Origin of the sequence: uncultured Flavobacterium sp. (assembly GCF_963974175.1) — a bacterium.
GTDB lineage: Bacteria > Bacteroidota > Bacteroidia > Flavobacteriales > Flavobacteriaceae > Flavobacterium.
The window spans coordinates 98,723-116,476 of record NZ_CAXBBR010000006.1; the positions used below are offsets into that span (position 1 = coordinate 98,723).

General features: G+C 36.2%; 13 protein-coding genes and 1 tRNA gene. 4 read left to right on the forward strand and 10 right to left on the reverse strand.

The window, feature by feature from the left end; translation table 11 throughout:
• Positions 1–13: 13 nt before the first annotated feature.
• Positions 14–2,902 carry an alpha-amylase family glycosyl hydrolase gene (locus AAC069_RS11210; RefSeq protein WP_339920559.1) on the forward strand — a complete coding sequence of 963 codons (2,889 nt, stop codon included), beginning with the start codon at positions 14–16 and terminating at the stop codon, positions 2,900–2,902.
• Positions 2,903–3,011: 109 nt separating this feature from the next.
• Here the strand turns inward: AAC069_RS11210 and acs are convergent, their stop codons facing one another.
• From acs to AAC069_RS11255, 9 genes are all read right to left on the reverse strand, one after another.
• On the reverse strand, positions 3,012–4,919 hold the full coding sequence (acs, locus tag AAC069_RS11215; RefSeq protein ID WP_339920560.1) for an acetate--CoA ligase: 1,908 nt from the start codon (positions 4,917–4,919) through the stop codon (positions 3,012–3,014).
• 16 nt (positions 4,920–4,935) lie between these two features.
• Positions 4,936–6,852 carry an acetate--CoA ligase gene (locus tag AAC069_RS11220; RefSeq protein WP_339920561.1) on the reverse strand — a complete coding sequence of 639 codons (1,917 nt, stop codon included), beginning with the start codon at positions 6,850–6,852 and terminating at the stop codon, positions 4,936–4,938.
• Between the two features lie 16 nt (positions 6,853–6,868).
• Positions 6,869–7,231 carry a response regulator gene (locus AAC069_RS11225; RefSeq protein ID WP_339920562.1) on the reverse strand — a complete coding sequence of 121 codons (363 nt, stop codon included), beginning with the start codon at positions 7,229–7,231 and terminating at the stop codon, positions 6,869–6,871.
• Between the two features lie 3 nt (positions 7,232–7,234).
• The gene (locus AAC069_RS11230; RefSeq protein ID WP_339920564.1) at positions 7,235–9,943 is read right to left on the reverse strand and encodes a sensor histidine kinase; all 2,709 of its coding nucleotides are present in this window, start codon (positions 9,941–9,943) and stop codon (positions 7,235–7,237) included.
• Entirely contained in the window at positions 9,936–10,130 is a 195-nt protein-coding gene (locus tag AAC069_RS11235) for a hypothetical protein (protein ID WP_339920565.1), read from the reverse strand. The genes AAC069_RS11230 and AAC069_RS11235 overlap by 8 nt, the downstream gene beginning before the upstream one ends.
• A gap of 82 nt (positions 10,131–10,212) precedes the next feature.
• Entirely contained in the window at positions 10,213–11,964 is a 1,752-nt protein-coding gene (locus AAC069_RS11240; protein ID WP_339920567.1) for a sodium:solute symporter family protein, read from the reverse strand.
• A gap of 28 nt (positions 11,965–11,992) precedes the next feature.
• On the reverse strand, positions 11,993–12,253 hold the full coding sequence (locus AAC069_RS11245) for a DUF4212 domain-containing protein (RefSeq protein ID WP_091089014.1): 261 nt from the start codon (positions 12,251–12,253) through the stop codon (positions 11,993–11,995).
• 28 nt (positions 12,254–12,281) lie between these two features.
• A complete protein-coding gene (locus AAC069_RS11250) occupies positions 12,282–13,520 on the reverse strand; it encodes a hypothetical protein (protein ID WP_339920568.1) in 1,239 nt (412 codons plus the stop codon).
• A gap of 108 nt (positions 13,521–13,628) precedes the next feature.
• Complete coding sequence (locus AAC069_RS11255; protein WP_339920569.1) at positions 13,629–14,048, reverse strand: helix-turn-helix domain-containing protein; 420 nt, start codon at positions 14,046–14,048, stop codon at positions 13,629–13,631.
• 218 nt (positions 14,049–14,266) lie between these two features.
• Between AAC069_RS11255 and AAC069_RS11260 the strand changes: the two genes are divergently transcribed.
• The 3 genes from AAC069_RS11260 to AAC069_RS11270 all read left to right on the forward strand — a co-directional run bounded on the left by AAC069_RS11260 (position 14,267) and on the right by AAC069_RS11270 (position 17,509).
• Complete coding sequence (locus AAC069_RS11260) at positions 14,267–16,186, forward strand: DUF294 nucleotidyltransferase-like domain-containing protein (RefSeq protein WP_339920570.1); 1,920 nt, start codon at positions 14,267–14,269, stop codon at positions 16,184–16,186.
• The gene (locus tag AAC069_RS11265; protein WP_339920571.1) at positions 16,187–16,801 is read left to right on the forward strand and encodes a 3'-5' exonuclease; all 615 of its coding nucleotides are present in this window, start codon (positions 16,187–16,189) and stop codon (positions 16,799–16,801) included.
• A 315-nt stretch (positions 16,802–17,116) separates the two neighbouring features.
• Entirely contained in the window at positions 17,117–17,509 is a 393-nt protein-coding gene (locus AAC069_RS11270) for a lipid-binding SYLF domain-containing protein (protein ID WP_339920572.1), read from the forward strand.
• Positions 17,510–17,677: 168 nt separating this feature from the next.
• Here AAC069_RS11270 and AAC069_RS11275 read toward each other — a convergent pair.
• Positions 17,678–17,750 (reverse strand) — tRNA-Phe (locus AAC069_RS11275).
• Positions 17,751–17,754 lie beyond the last annotated feature (4 nt).

Sequence of the window (17,754 nt, forward strand, 5' to 3'; positions counted from 1 at the left end):
AAGAATAAATATTATGAAAAAAACTATACTTTTAATACTGTTTTTCTTGTCAATTGGGGCTTTCGCCCAACAACAGACCGTTAGTTACAGCATTAGTCCAACTACCTTCGAAGAGTCGACAGCTATCACTATTACCGTTAATGGGAGTAGTATAAATGAAGCCACTTGGGGAGTAACTGGAAATGCTTTGTACTTATGGGCTTGGGCATTTGATTTAGACGATACAACGCAAAAAGGAACACCTCTGAATGGTTCATGGACTGCATCAGATGAGGCGAGTAAATTCACTTATAACCCAGGGCCTGATACCTATACAAAAACGATAACACCCACCGCGTACTATAATACAACTAGTATTGGGAAAATAGGGTTTTTGATAAAAGCCAAAGATGGTACTGGAGATAAAAAATCACAAGATATTCTGGCTGAGGTGGGAAGTTTTCAGGTTACTTTAACTTCGCCTTCGCAAAATAGCTCTACTATTATTACTTCTGGCGCAAGCTTGAATATTGTTGCAACAAATACAGGTGGTAATGCCAGTTACAACTTAAAGTCAAATGGCGCTAGTATTAATACAAACTCAGCAACAGCAAATTATAGTTATAACCATACTAATATCACTTCTAATCAAAATTATGAACTTGAAGTGACGCAAGGTTCAACTACTCTTGTTAAGAAGTTTACTGTTATTGTAAACCCTGGTGCAGTATCTGGAACTATGCTGCCGGGTTTACTAGACGGAATCAATTATAACACTGCAGATGCTACCAAAGCTACTTTGGTACTGGATGCGCCGTTAAAGGATTTTATATATGTTGCGGGAAGTTTTAATAACTGGCAACCTACTAATGCTTATTCGATGAAAAAAGATCCTATATCTGGGAAATTTTGGTTGGAGCTTACTGGTCTAACATCGGGGGTAAATTATACGTATCAGTATTGGGTAGGAGAAACAACTCCCATTGCTAATTCACCTGCATTGGTAAAAACAGCAGACCCTTATTCAACTTTGGTTTTGTCACCTTACGATGATGGCGGTATTCCCGCTACAAGTTATCCTAATATGCCTGTCTATCCAGTAGGGCAAGAAAGAGAAGTGACGGTTTTACAAACAGGTCAAGCGCCTTATGCGTGGAGTACTGCAACAACAAATTTCGTGAAGCCAGAGAAGGAAAAACTAGTAGTTTATGAACTTTTAGTAAGAGATTTTGATGCTGGTAGAAATTATCAAAGTATAATTGATAGAATCGATTATTTTAAGAATTTAAAGATAAACGCGATTGAGTTATTGCCAGTAATGGAATTTGAAGGAAATGAAAGCTGGGGGTATAATACCTCATTTCATATGGCTTTAGATAAATTTTACGGGAGTTCAAGCAAGCTTAAAGAAATGATTGATGTTTGCCATCAAAATGGAATTGCGGTAATTCTTGATGTTGCTTTGAATCATGCTTTTGGGCGAAACCCGATGGTTAGAATGTGGATGAACGATCCTGACGGTGACGGCTGGGGATCGCCAACAGTTGAAAGCCCTTATTTCAATACTGAGGCTAAACATAGTTATAATGTGGGTGAAGATTTTAATCATCAGTTGCCAGGAACACAGAATTATGTGAAACGAGTTATAAAACAATGGATTCAAGAATATAAAATAGATGGTTTCCGTTGGGATTTAACTAAAGGTTTTACACAAAATTGTCCTTCAAGCGTTGCAGGTGGTCAAGATAATTGTACCAATGCGTTCCAACAAGATAGAGTAGACGTTTTGAAAATGTATGCTGACTATTCTTGGAGTTTGGACCCAACGCACTATATTATTTTTGAACATTTAGGAGGTAATACGGAGGAACAACAATGGGCAAATTATAAAATTGCTGAATCTCCGAGTAAAGGAATCATGATGTGGGGTAAAATGACTGATAATTATAATGAATTATCTATGGGTTACCCTGGGAATATTTCCGGAATGACAAGTGCCAGTCGCGGATTTACAGCTAATAGATTGATGGGATATGCTGAAAGCCATGATGAAGAGCGCCTAATGTATAAAAATTTGCAGTATGGAAATAGCGCAAACCCAGCGCATAATGTAAAAACATTAGATGTCGCCTTGTCAAGAATGTCAGCTATTGGTGCCGTATCTTTATTGGTTCCAGGACCAAAAATGATATACCATTTTGGAGAATTAGGCTGGGACACCTCTATATTTAGTTGTAATAATGGGACGGTAAATACGCCTAATGATGCTACTCCCGGAGATTGTAAGTTAGATACAAAACCGCAGCCACAATGGGTAAATAATTGGTTAGCTAACAACAGCAGAAACAAGATTTACACGGATTGGGCAAAGATGATTAGTTTGAAAACAACAGAGCCTGTTTTTATAGGTACTGCAACGATAAATAATAGTTCGTCCTTATCACAAACTATTAAAATCACAAACGCTACTCTGGCAAGCACGCAGCTTAAAGACGTTTTGGTACTTGCTAATTTTGATGTGACAGCTAGTGCCGTATCTACTGGTTTTCCATATACTGGTACTTGGTATAATTTAATGGATAATTCTACTATTAATGTAACAAATACTTCATCACCTATTAGTGTTGAGGCAGGTGGTTTTAGGATTTATGGAAACAAAGTAGCAAATTTGGCAATAGCAAATTATGAAGGCGAGACTGGGATATTTTTGTATCCAAATCCTGCTTCTAATTATTTTACTTTAAATACGAATACTACTAAAGTTCAGATTTTTTCAATGGCTGGGAAATTAGTAAAAAGTTTTGATGCGAGTCATTCTAAAGATACTCCATTTGCAATTAGTGATTTGAGTAAAGGACTTTATATTGTAAAGGCATTGAATGAAAACAATGAAATTCAAGTGATGAAATTCATAAAAAAATAGTGTTTAGTTTGATTTCTGAAAAAGCTGCCTCAAAAGGCAGCTTTTTTTATACAAAAAAACTGCTCCATAAATGAAGCAGTTTCTCAACAAATTAAAACTAATAAAAAATTTAAATTTTACCGTTCTTTATTTCTTCCACAATTTCTGGATTCAATAAAGTGGAGGTGTCTCCAAAGTTAGAATAATCACCTTCCGCTATTTTGCGCAATATTCTACGCATAATTTTACCCGAACGTGTTTTTGGTAAACCAGATACAAATTGAATTTTATCCAGCTTGGCAATTGGCCCAATTTGGTTTGAAACTTGTTGGTTGATTTCCTTACTTAGATTTTCTCTGTCACGATATTCTCCTGTTTCTTTTAGAATCACAAAACCATATAATGCATTTCCTTTTACGTCATGAGGGAAACCTACAATGGCGCTTTCAGCAACTGCTGGATGCTCGTTGATGGCATCTTCAATAGGAGCGGTTCCTAGATTGTGACCGGAAACGATAACAACATCATCTACACGACCTGTAATTCTGTAATAGCCTACTTCGTCACGTAAGGCACCGTCGCCAGTGAAATATTTGCCTGGAAAGGCAGTAAAATAGGTTTCTTTATATCTTTTATGGTCACCCCAGATGGTTCTAGCAATTCCTGGCCATGGATGTTTAATACATAAACTACCTACTACTTGATTGCCTTCTATTTCATTTCTTTTTTCATCCATTAATACAGGTTGGATTCCTGGTAAAGGTAACGTAGCATAAGTTGGTTTAGTAGGAGTAACAAAAGGAATAGGAGAAATCATAATACCTCCTGTTTCTGTTTGCCACCAAGTATCTACTACGGGGCATCTTTTATCGCCCACGTGGTCATTGTACCAATGCCAAGCTTCTTCATTTATAGGTTCTCCCACGGAGCCGATTACTTTTAAAGTATCTAATTGGTATTTTTGTACGAAATCTAAACTCTCTTTTGCCAAAGCACGAATAGCAGTTGGCGCAGTATAGAACTGTGTTACTTTGTGTTTAACAATAACTTCCCAAAAACGACTATAATCTGGATAAGAAGGAACTCCTTCAAAAATTACTGTTGTAGCTCCGTTCAATAAAGGACCGTACAAAATATAGGAATGTCCAGTTATCCAGCCAATATCTGCAGTACACCAGAATATATCGTTGTCTTCATAGTTGAATACATTTTTAAAAGTATAGGCGGAGTAAACCATATATCCTGCTGTGGTATGTACCATTCCCTTTGGTTTTCCGGTTGAACCAGAAGTGTATAGAATAAACAATGGATCTTCGGCATCCATGATTTCGGCAGCATTATTGTCTGAAGCTGCATCTATAAGTGGCTGTAACCATTGGTCACGTCCTTCTTGCATGTTTATAGTGCTGTTGGTTCTTTTTACCACCAATACGTTAGAAACACAAGGCGTATTTACTAATGCTTCATCGATAATTCCTTTCAAATCAATCGTTTTGTTCCCGCGATATCCACCATCTGAAGTGATCACCATTTTACAATCGCTGTCATTTATTCTAGTAGCCACTGCTGATGCTGAAAACCCAGCAAAAACAACAGAATGGATGGCTCCAATTCTAGCACAGGCCAAAGTAGTAATAGCCAGTTCAGGAATCATTGGTAAATAAATACAAACGCGATCTCCTTTTTCTATTCCTTGTTCGCGCAATACGTTTGCCATTTTACAAACACGTTGGTGCAATTCAGTATAGGAAATATGCAATGCTTCTTCACTTGGGTCATTTGGTTCGAAAATGATTGCAGTTTTGTCTCCTTTTTTAGCAAGATGTCTGTCAATACAGTTTTTGGTGATGTTTACTTTGGCATCGACAAACCATTTTATTTCGGCTTCAGCCATATTAAAATCAACCACTTTATCCCATTCTTGGTACCAGGTGAAGTTTTCGGAAGCAATTTTGTCCCAGAATTTTCTTGGCTCACGGACTGATTTTTTATATTCTTTAAAGTATTCTTCTAGATTGTTAATTTTATAGCGACTCATAATCTGTTGGGTATATTTAGTTAGTTAGTGTGTTGTTTTTGTTAAAAGTGCCGATTTCATATTTTTGTAAGACCTCGGTGATTTCATCGATAATGGCTTCGTCATCGATTGTTGACGGGACTTGAAACTGGTCTCCATCTGCAATGCTTCGCATCAGTTTTCGTAGGATTTTACCAGAACGTGTTTTCGGTAATCGATTTACGATAACCACGTTTCTCAAGGAGGCAACAGCCCCTATTTGCTGGCGCACAATCTTGATAATTTCATGTTCTAGTTGAAAATGTTCTGTATCGTCGTATAATTTAGTTACTACTAATGCTAAAGGTATTTGTCCTTTTAGGGCATCGTTAATTCCAATAACGGCGCATTCTGCTACCGATGGATGTGAGGCGACTACTTCTTCCATTTCGGCTGTTGAAAGACGATGTCCCGCAACATTGATAACATCATCGACTCTTCCGGTGATATAAATGTAATCGTCTTCATCTTTATAACCTGCATCACCAGAGAAATAATAGCCAGGAAACTGTTCTAAATAGCCTGCCTTAAATCTGGGGCTGTCATTCCATAAATCAAGTAGTGTTCCAGGAGGTAATGGGAGTTTTACCACTACATATCCTTGCTGATTTGCTTGCACTTCATTTCCTTCTTCATCAAATATTTTAATGTCATAGCCACAAACTGCTTTACCAACGGAGCCGGGTTTTATAGCTAAAGGCTCAACTCCTATCATATTCGCTATCATGGGCCATCCTGATTCAGTTTGCCACCAATGGTCAATTGCCGGAACAGGAATATGTTGGTTATACCATTCTAGTGTGGGAACATCACAACGTTCTCCAGCCAGAAATTGTGTTTTCAAAGAACTCAAATCATATTTTTTTATGAAATCTCCATTTGGATCTTCTTTTTTGATGGCACGAATGGCTGTTGGTGCGGTAAACATTGCATTAACTTTATGCTCGTCAATAATTCTCCAGAAAGTACTGGCATCTGGCGTTTTTATTGGTTTTCCTTCAAAAATAATAGTGCTGTTTCTATTGATTAAAGGCCCGTAAACGATAAAGCTATGACCTACAACCCAACCCACATCTGATGCTGCCCAAAAAACTTCAGCTTCCTTTATGTTGTAGATTTTTTGCATCGAAAATTTCAATGCGACTGCGCAGCCACCTGTGTCACGAACCACTCCTTTTGGCTTTCCGGTTGTTCCTGAAGTATACAGAATGTACAATGGATGTGTAGCACTAACAGGGACACATGGCGTTTCTTCAGATCCATAAATTAAAGCATCATAATCCACATCATATTTCTTAAATGGAACTCGGGCTCCTAATTTTCGGTTGAATACGATTACTTTTTTTGGTCTGTGGGTAGCCAGTTCAATCGCCTCGTCTACCAATGGTTTGTAGGTGATTAATCGGTCCACTTCTATTCCAGAGGAGGCAGTTATTATTAATCTAGGTTTACAATCATCTATTCTGATGGCTAATTCATGTGGTGCGAAACCACCAAAAACTACTGAATGGGTTACGCCAATTCTGGCACAGGCCAACATTGCAAATGCAGCTTGAGGAATCATTGGCATGTAAATTATGGCAGTGTGTCCTTTCTTTAATCCTAAAGACTGCATTCCTCCAGCGAGTTTTGCCACTTCAGTTTTTACTTCAGAAAAAGTGTATTTTTTTATGGTTTGGGTCACTGGCGAATCATAGATAATCGCCACTTGATCGCCGTAGCCATCTTGAATGTGTTTGTCAAGTGCGAGGTAGCACACATTTAATTCGCCGTCCTTATACCATAATGGGTAGCCGTTCTCATCTTCGGATAAGATGATTTCGGGTTTATTGTACCATTCTATGGTGTTTGCTTGCTCTTTCCAGAAATTTTCAGGTTGAGTAATGCTTTTTGCGTAATAATCATTGTAATTCATAATAGTAATATCTTAATTATTGAATTAATTCCTGTACTTGTTCTACTAGTTTTTTTATCGAAAAGGGTTTTGTTACATAGAGATTTGCTCCCAATGAGAGTCCTTTTTCAATGTCCTTCTCCTTGTTCTTTGCCGATAGGAAAATGACTTTGCAATGTTGCAATCGTTCGTCTTTTTTTATTTCTTCTAATGTGGCAAAACCGTCGACCATAGGCATCATGACATCAAGGATGATTACGTCTGGTAATTGTTTATTTAGAATGTCTAATGCTTCTTGTCCGTCACGTGCTATGAAAACTTCAAAATTATTTTTTTTGAATGTATATTCTAGCGACATTACAATGTTGGGTTCGTCATCTACAATTAAAATTTTTTTCATTATTTATTGTTTTTCGGGGGTATTGTAATTGGGTAAAGTAAAAATAAATGTGGCTCCGTTTGTATGGTCGCTTTCGACCCAGATATTTCCTTTATGATGCTCTATAATTTGTTTACAAATGGCAAGTCCTAAACCGCTTCCTACAGGTTTTTTTACATTTTGATTTCGAGACTGATAGAACTTATCAAAAATGGGTTCAAACTCTTCTACTTTTATTCCTTTGCCATTATTATGGATGAGTACAGCTATGTCTTTGTTATTCTCCGTTACCGTAATTGTAATTTCCCCATCTTTTGTAGGGCAGAATTTTATGGCATTTGACAGTAAATTATGAACGACCTGAATGATTCTTTCCTCATCATAAAAGGCTTTTATTTCTTCTGAAGCTTCATTAAATATAATAGCAATGTTTTTGTTATTTATTAATTGTATTACTGAATCGATTGTGTTTTTTATGGTTTTTGAAATATTGTTTTTTGAAAGATAAATTTTGTGTTTACCTGTTTCAAATTTTTCTAAATCTAGAATTTTATCAATCAGACGATTCAGGCGATCTGATTCTGATATAATACTTTTTAGAAATTGTTTCCTTAATTCATTTGGGAGCTCATCATCGTCATCATGTAGGATTTCAGTTGCCGCACGTATCGCAGTAATGGGTGTCCTAAGTTCATGTGTAACGGTGTCCAGAAATTCATCTTTTTGAATATCTTTTTTGATTAATTCCCGATTTGCGTGTTTTAGCTGATCTGATATTTTCTTTAACTCATTCGAAGTATCGGTCAGTTTTTTGTTGATGATAATATTTTCTTTAGATTCCTCTAGAATACGCAATACTTCGGGAAGGCTAATTTTGTCTTCTTTAATGACACTTGAAATTAAAATTTTGGCGGAAGCCGTACCAATATGACCAGTCAAGAGATTCTCTGCAAATTTTATAAATCGGGCATCTGCAGTGGTGATGTTTTTATCGATATTGTATTTCAAGTTAAAAATTTTCAAGGCGCGTTTTGTTCGATCCTCACCTAAGAAACGTTGCAACACTTTTTTAATATCAGAGATGTACGCGGTTCCTTTCCATACAAAAGCATTCTCGTGATTCGTAATGTATTTGTCGATATCTACAAACATTTCGGCATAGTTGCGCTCTCTGTAATTCCCTTTGAAACTCACTGAAACAGCTAGGTAGCTCATGGTGTTTAGCAGCATACTCCAAAAAAAAGCATTCTGTATAGGTTCTAAATAATCCAGTCCAAAAAGATGGAATGGTTTTAATAGTTCAATTGCCCATGGTCCTTTTTGAAGGAACGCACTAGAAGAGGAGGTGATTCCGATTGCATAGGGGAGCAATAAGGTATAAAAACAGACAAGGAAACCAAGAACGATTCCTGTTATAGCGCCTTTTTTAGAGCCTCTTTTCCAAAATAGAGCACCAAAAAAAGCGGGTGCCAATTGTGCAATAACTACAAATGAAACTAAACCTATAGAAACTAATGAGTAATCTAAAACAAAAAATCTATAGATGAAATAGGCTAGAATGATCAATGAAAAAATAGCTATTTTTCTAGAGTTTAAGATTCTTTTGTTGTTTTTTTCTTGCGAAGTATTTTCTAATGAACCTACAAATCCATAAGGAATCAGTAAGTTGTTACTTAGCATAGTGGATAAGGAAATGGACGAAACAATAATCATTGAAATAGCTGCCGAAAAGCCACCTAGAAATACTAAAACGGTTAACGTATTATTGTTGAAAAACTGTGGAATCAATAGCGAATAAGTATCTGCATTTAAACCTTGTCCTTCAAAAAGAATGTTGCCGCCCCAAGCAATAGGGAAAACGAAAATATTGAAAAGTAATAAATACAATGGGAAAAGCCATATCGCTGTTCTAATGTGTGTTTCCTTATTGTTCTCAACAATTGCGGTGTGAAATTGTCGTGGCAAAAGAAAGATAGCAAACATGGATAAAACACAAAGAAAAAACCAATTGATACCTTCGGATAATCCCCCAATAGTATTTTTTTTGTCAAAGCTGTCAAGTAGTGCTGCTTTAGCGTAGATGTCATCAAAGCCATCAAACACAAAGTAAGTTACATAAATACCAATGATTAAAAAGAAGACTAATTTTAAGATAGATTCCATCGCAACTGCGGTAACAATTCCTCGTCTTTTCTCGGAAGCATCTACATATTTTGTTCCGTAATAGGATGCAAATAAAGCTAATGCGATACAAACATAAGTAGTGGTATCACTAAAGGTATTGGAACTCGACTGTGTGTTGGTTACAATGTTAAAAGTATCGGAAATGGACTTTAGTTGTAGTGCAATATAGGGTAAAACTCCAAAAACACATATTAAGGTTACTAGTGCTCCTAGAAACCTGCTATTACCATAACGTAAAGAAATAAAATCGGCAATACTAGATATTTTATTGACTCTTGAAATGCGTATAATTCTCTTAAGGATAATCATCCAAGTTGGAATGATGATGATTGGGCCTAGATAGATAGGAAGGTAACTTAAACCTGATTGTGCAGCAACACCAATACTTCCATAATAAGTCCATGCAGTACAGTAGACCGCTAAGGAAAAAGAATAGATATAAGGGTTCGTAGTCCATTTAGAATTACTCCTTTTTTCTGCCCAATGCGCTATGTAAAAGAGAATAGATACATAGAGGGCTAAAATCAATAAGAGACCAATACTACTCATAATATTTTTTTATGATTATGTACGATATCGCTATAGAGAACAACCATGCCGAAAAGATATACACGTAGATTATTGGGAACCCAAAAAGAGATTTTGAATTATCAAATAATAGCAATAGCGGAATATTCAATGCTAATACTAAAAGCATTGAGAGGATAACCAACTTTTGTTCGTGTCTTTTTTTCATGGTGTTAAATAATACAATCTCTACAAACAAATGTAGAGATTGTATAGTTTAAAAATAATTTTTATAAGCTATTTAATATTTTCTAGTGTGTTGCTTCGCCAGCACCAGAAGGAATTCTAATGTGCTCTACAATATCTTGAACATCTTGTGGAGGTGCAGGTGTAAAACTTTTAACTGTAAATGCTACAACAAAGTTTACAATCATTGCAATGGTTCCAAAGCCTTCAGGGGAAATTCCAAACCACCAGCTTTCTTTTAAACCAGCAACGGCATCTTGTCCACCATCAAAAAGACCAAATTTGAATTTCAACATGTAGAAAAGCATCAATAAAAGTCCGATAACCATACCTGATATAGCTCCTTCTTTATTCATTTTCTTATCAAAAATTCCAAGGATAATCGCAGGGAAAAGAGATGCAGCGGCTAATCCAAAAGCGAGCGCCACAACTGCGGCGACAAAACCTGGAGGATTGATACCAAAATAACCTGCAATAACTACTGCAACTGCTGCAGCTCCACGGGCAGCCCAAAGTTCTCCTTTTTCGGAAATATTTGGGTTGATCATTTTTTTGATAATATCATGAGATACAGAAGCTGAAATTACTAGTAATAAACCAGCAGCAGTAGATAAGGCAGCAGCTAATGCTCCAGCTGCAACTAATGCAATAACCCAGTTCGGTAAGTTAGCAATTTCAGGATTAGCAAGTACCATGATGTCTTTATCAATAATCAACTCACTACCTTTATTTCCTTTTGCTTCTTCAGCTGCTAAAAAAGTGGCATCTTTAGAGGCGTCATTATAATATTGAATTTTACCATCTCCGTTTTTATCTTCGAATGTTAATAAGCCGGTTTTCTCCCATTTAGTAAACCAAGCTGGCATTGAAGTATAGTCTTTTCCGTTAACAGTTTCAATTAAGTTTGTTTTTGCAAACACAGCAATTGCTGGTGCAGTAGTATATAATATTGCAATTAAAATCAATGCATATCCAGCTGATTTTCTAGCGTCTTTTACTCTTTTAACGGTAAAGAAACGAACAATAACGTGAGGTAGTCCTGCAGTACCAACCATTAAGGCTAATGTGATTGCAAATACATCTATCATTGATTTTGTTCCATCAGTATATACTGCAAATCCAAGATCTGTAGAAAGACCGTTTAATTTGTCAAGTAAATAAGTGTCAGTACCCAAAACTGTTCCCCCCATTCCTAATTGTGGAACTGGGTTTCCTGTCATTTGTATAGAAATAAAGATAGCAGGAACCATGAAGGCAAATATTAAGACACAATATTGTGCTACTTGGGTATATGTGATCCCTTTCATTCCTCCTAGAGTGGCATAAAACAAAACGATTACCATTCCTATGATAACTCCAGTGTTAATGTCAACTTCTAAAAATTTAGAAAATACGAGACCTACACCACGCATTTGTCCGGCTACGTAGGTAAAAGAAACGACTAGCGCACAAACGACAGCAACGGTTCTAGCACTATTAGAATAGTAACGTTCTCCAATGAAATCCGGCACAGTAAATTTCCCGAATTTTCTTAGATAAGGCGCAAGTAAAAGGGCAAGTAATACATATCCACCCGTCCAGCCCATCAAATAAACGGCCCCGTCATATCCATCAAAAGAGATGATTCCGGCCATAGATATAAAGGAAGCGGCACTCATCCAGTCAGCGGCTGTAGCCATACCATTTGCTAATGGTGAAATTTCTCCACCGGCAACATAAAATTCTTTAGTCGATGTAGCACGCGACCAGATTGCAATTCCAATATAGAGGGCAAATGTTACCCCAACAAGTATATAGGTCCAAGTTTGTAAATCCATGATGTTTTATTTTTTTATAGTTTTTAAATTATTCGTCGTAGCCGTATTTTTTGTCTAGTTTGTTCATTAAATGAACATAAACAAATATTAGTATGACAAATACATAAATTGAACCTTGTTGTGCGAACCAGAAACCAAGTGGGAAGCCACCTAATTTAAAGGAATCTAATGCTTGTTTGAAAAGGATTCCTGCCCCGTAGGAAACAGCAAACCAAATGCTTAATAAGATCAGAAGGTATTTTAGGTTTTCCTTCCAATACGCAGTTGCGTTGTCTTGTTTATCGCTCATGATAGTTGTGATTAAAAAGTTAATAGATTTATAGGTAAATCATTGCTTGCAGCGTAATTGTATTTACAGCTTTGTTTGTACCATATTTTAAAGTTTGGTATTCTAAAGTTAGTTTAGAATTATGACCGCTAAAAAATGCATTAGCACCAATGCCTACTTGAGAAGCATTGTCGTTTATAGCATCTATTTGTCTTTGGTCATAAGACGCATACGGTTGAAAGCGAGTTTTAGATTTTCCAGGCAGAACGTAACCTAGGTGTGCATGAACCATTGATCCTGTTTCATAAGTTGTCCCTAGTCTGTAGTCTTTTCCGTAATCATTGTTTTGATATAAGGCATATGCTGTAAGAGCAGCGCCTTGAGTTCCTACTGGGACATCATAAAAAGCATCAAGTCCGAAAATAGTAACGTTTTCTCCGCTTAAATTTCCAGCTGCATCAGCAATTACAGAGCCATTAGGATGTGAAAAGAAACCAGCTCCTATGTTGAATACTTTTTTTGTTCCTAAATAAGTACCTACTTTATAAGGTAAGAAGTTACTTTCAGAATCTAAAAAGGCATATTCAAAATATCCAGCATATGTTCTTCCTGCTTCTTTTGAACCTAATAATCTTTTACCAGTATAAGTTGCTGGACCGTTGTTTGTAGGTACTGTAGTGGCTTGTAAATTTGTTGTAGCGGCACCATTCATCGAAACGCGATATTGAAATTTCCCAAAAGCTCCTTTGGCGTATACCCCAATATGTCTGGCAAATTGATCAGACAAACCTAAAGTAGCCCAAGCTTGTCTTTGGTTGTCTAAGGTCATCATGTTTAATGTACTTTGGTTGTTCAAACGAGAGATTCCGTTCCAGTAATGTAACCCACCTCCAATAGCATTGTCTTTTCCAAGGCTGTATTGAGCCCAAACATCATGCATGAATAATTGTGAGCCATCACCTTTTCCTGTTGGACTCATTGAATCTGCGTTTAGACTGTTAAGTCCAAAATGAGTTACGATTAAAAAGTCTTTGTTAATTTGCGCGTACATAAGTACACGTGCTCTTCTTACGCTGAAATCTAAATCAGCTTGTTGATTACCATTTCCGTCAAGTGGACGGTCTGAATTGTATTGTCCCCAAATTTGCGCCCAAGATATCACTCTAAGATACTTTGAGCCATCCTCATTAAGGTTAAATTTCATTCCGGCTCCATAATCAGGAGAGCCTTGTGAAAAGCCTTTTAAGGATAGAAGCAGGACTGCTGCAATCAAATAAACTTTTTTCATAATTAATTATTAGTTTGGTTAAGTGAAATGGTTAGTTTCTAGACCGCCAAAGTCTAATTTTTTGTTAAGAAAAAAAAGTAAGGTATATATTTGTGTAAAAAGCTATAGTTAATCTTTGAAACGTTCCCATTTTATAAGCATAAACTTATCCCCTAACTCGGTTATTATCATTCCTGCTCCTGATAGTAAATCTTTGTTTTTGATGTATTCTACTAGTTCTAAGTGATTAAAAATCTTGTAAGTAGGGTGGTAGTTAGCGTGAGAAGGTTTTTTTATATTAAAAGACTTTACCCAGTTACTGACGGTAACATGGGATACCCCAATAATACGCTCGATTTCGCGATAACTCAATCCTTCGAGGTACAGCTGTAATGCTTTGGTTACATAGTAATCATCTATCTTTTTTCCGATTTTATTAACAGTAAAAAAATAATTGCATTTTTTACATAGATACCTTTGTTTATTGTTGATTACACCGCTTTTTATGATGTGAGTTCCTTGGCATTTCGGACAGGCTAAAAGCTCCATATATATAAAATTTGCATAAATATAGTAAATTAGCAATTATAGTAAACGAATAATGTAAATAAAATGGGTTTAATTTATAGGAAGTTTATTTATGACAGTGATTTGTTGAGGTTTTATCGGTTTTAACCGGTATTTGTTCTTAGTTTTCCCGGAGTTTAATTAGTCTATAGTTAGAACCTTGTCTATTTTATGTAATTTTAGATATCAATAAATAGTTTATGAAAAATTCAATAGCAGAACGAGTAGCCGATTTTTTACAAAAACACCCTCCCTTTTTGAGTCTTAGTATGCCTGATTTGATTGCCATCTCTAGAGAATCTCAAGTTGTTTATTTGGAGAAAAATCAGGTGCTTTTTAATGTGAATGACGAGCCTCATTCTTTTTTTTATATTGTTAAAGACGGAGCAGTGGGCTTGTCGATTTCTTATGACGAAAAAGAAATTCTAATCGACAAATGTGATGAAGGCGATATTCTAGGGTTGCGTCCTTTCTTTGCTAAGGATAATTATTTGATGGATGCCATGGCTCGGGAAGAAAGTCTGCTTTATGCTATTCCAATTGCTGTTTTTAAAACGTATGTTTTTCAGAATGCAAAAGTTTCTGAGTTTTTATTAGAAAGTTTCGCGTCTAATACACGAAATCCCTACGACAAAGAGAATAAGGGGAAACTGATTTCAGAAAATGTGATTTATAACGAACAGGATGCTATAATTCAGTATTTCAAACCCATTTCACATACTGAAAATCCTATCACGGCTAGCAGAAATGTAACCGTAAAAAGTATAGCTGAGATGATGGTGAAGTATAAAATAGGAAGTGTTGTTATTGAAGAGAATCGATTGCCAATCGGTATTATTACCGACAAAGATTTGCGTTCTAAAATTGCTACGGGAATGTTTGCTATCAACGATACCGCGGACCAAATTATGTCAACACCTGTAATTACCGTCCCTGCAAATCGATCTGTGGCTGAGGTCCAATTGCTTATGATGCAGCATAATATTGGGCATTTGTGTGTGACTTCAGATGGTGCGCCAACATCAGAAATTATAGGAATTATATCTGAACACGATGTTTTTACCGCTCAGGCTAATAACCCTGGAGTACTTGTGAAACAAACAAAACGTGCAAATACTGCTGTAGAACTTCAAGGGATTAGAGAGAATTTAACGCAGTTGATTCAGAATGCGTTGTATGAAAATATTCCTATTGGACATATTTGTCAGATTGTAGGGGAGATCAATACGGCTATTACAAAAAGAGCCATTGAATTGTCTATTTTAAAAATGAAGGAACAACCTCCCGCTCAATTTGCATGGTTGAATATAGGAAGCCAGGGAAGAAAAGAACAATTGTTATTGACAGATCAAGATAATGCCTTGGTTTTTGAAGATGTAGCCACAGAAAGATACGATGAGGTTAAAAAATACTTTATAGAATTAGCAGAAAATGTGACGAATGTATTAAATGTAGTAGGTTACGAATTTTGTCCCGCTGAAATGATGGCGAGTAATCCATTGTGGTGCAAGTCCGTAACAGAATGGAAGGAGCAGTACGGGACTTGGATTCACAGCCCGGGAGAGAAAGGGATTCTAATGTGCTCCATTTTTTTTGATTATGACTTTGTTTATGGTGATAAAGCGTTGGTTGATGTAATTACGGAGGCTATTTTTAAAAATGTAGATAATAATCAAATCTTCTTTGCTTACTTAGGAGGAGATGCTATGAAAAGCCCACCTCCATTAGGTTTCTTTAGGCAGTTTTTAGTAGAGAAAGATGGCGAATATAAAGATAGTTTTGATGTTAAAGGTCGCGGGCTAATGCCTTTAATTGATGCGGCCAGATTGTTGTGTTTGAATCAGAAAATTACCGGCACTAATAATACTCTGGTACGGTTTAAAGAATTGGCAGCTTTAGAGCCGCAAAACGCTGCGATTTATGAAGCTTGTTCGGAAGCATTCTCTGTATTGCAAAAGTTTAGAACCGAAGAAGGTTTCGCTAGTAACTCCAGTGGACGATATCTAGACTTAAATAAATTGTCAAAATTGGATAAGGTAAAGCTCAAAAATGCTTTTCAGCCCATACACGAGGTGCAGGAAATTCTCAAAACTCGATTCCAACTCACTTATTTTACTTAAATGAAGCTATTTAACTGGTTTAAAAAAGATAAAAAAGTCTATCCTGAATTTTGGCAATGCTATTTGTCCTGTTTTGATTCTAAAGCAAAAAATAATTTAGAACAACGGATTGTGGCTTTTGATACAGAAACTACAGGCTTGAATTATAGAACAGATGTAATTCTGTCGATTGGTGCTATCGGAATTTATGAAAATACTATTGGCGTAAGCGATTATTTAGAGTTGTTTTTGATTCAAGATATTTTTAAAAAAGAAACAGTGCCTATTCATGGAATTTTAAAAGAAGGGAAGGAAGAAAAAATAACAGAAACTGAAGCAGTGATACAATTTCTTGGCTTCATAAAGGATGCTGTACTTGTGGGTCATCATGTGAGTTTTGATGTTAAAATGATCAATGAGGCATTAAAACGGATGGGGCTGGGTAAACTTAAAAATAAAAGTATTGATAGTGATGCGATGTATCAAAAATTTAAAGGACTACAGGAAGATCAGCATACAAGTTTGGATGAACTCTGTGGAGTTTTTAAGATTCAAAGTAGTGACCGACACACGGCAATTGGGGACGCGTACATAACAGCATTGATTTTTTTACGACTTAAAAACAACTTGAAGTAGTATTGTTGTTTTGCAATTTAATATTTTATATTACTGATAATCAGATTATTTGATTATTATTTGGAGAATTTATTTTAAATTTGAATAACCTTATTCCACTCTTTAGTTAATGGTTGAAAGTGTCCGTATTCGGAGTTGTTTTTTTGATAACAATTTAAAATAGAAGCTATGAAAAAAGTAAATATTACTTGGATAGTATTGATGGCTTGCACAATGATGATAACACCTATTTTCGGGCAATCTCGTGCAAAGAAGAATAAAATTATTGCTGATAGCAAGATGGCAAAGATGGAGTTTATTAAAACTGATCCTCTTATGAAGGGGCTTTTTGATAAAGCCTATGGCTATGTTGTTTTTCCCAATGTGGGTAAGGCAGGATTTGGTATAGGAGGAGCGTCTGGTAATGGGGCGGTCTATGAACGCAATACCTTGATGGGAATGGCAAAGTTGTCGCAGCTGAGTATAGGATTTCAGGCAGGGGCGCAAGCGTATCGCGAAGTCATATTTTTTGAGACAGAAGCTGATATCGAACGATTTAAAAGCAGTCAATTGGAGTTTGCTGCTCAAGTTTCGGCAGTAGCTGTCACAGCAGGAGCTTCAGCAAATGTGAAGTATGCCGAAGGTGTTATGGTATTTACGATGCAAAAGGGTGGACTCATGTATGAGGCATCAGTAGGTGGGCAACAATTTAAGTTTAATAAATTGTAGCGTTGTGATACTTTTTGGACATTATACATTTGCAATTAGTGAAAATCTGATTGAATTTGCTAAACGCTTAACGAGTTAAAAGAAAAAAGGAGCTAGTAGCTCCTTTTTTGTGTCTTATAGTAATATTATAAAATAAAAAACCCGAATATTTCTATTCGGGTTTTAAAGTGGTACCTCCAGGGATCGAACCAGGGACACATGGATTTTCAGTCCATTGCTCTACCATCTGAGCTAAGGTACCATTT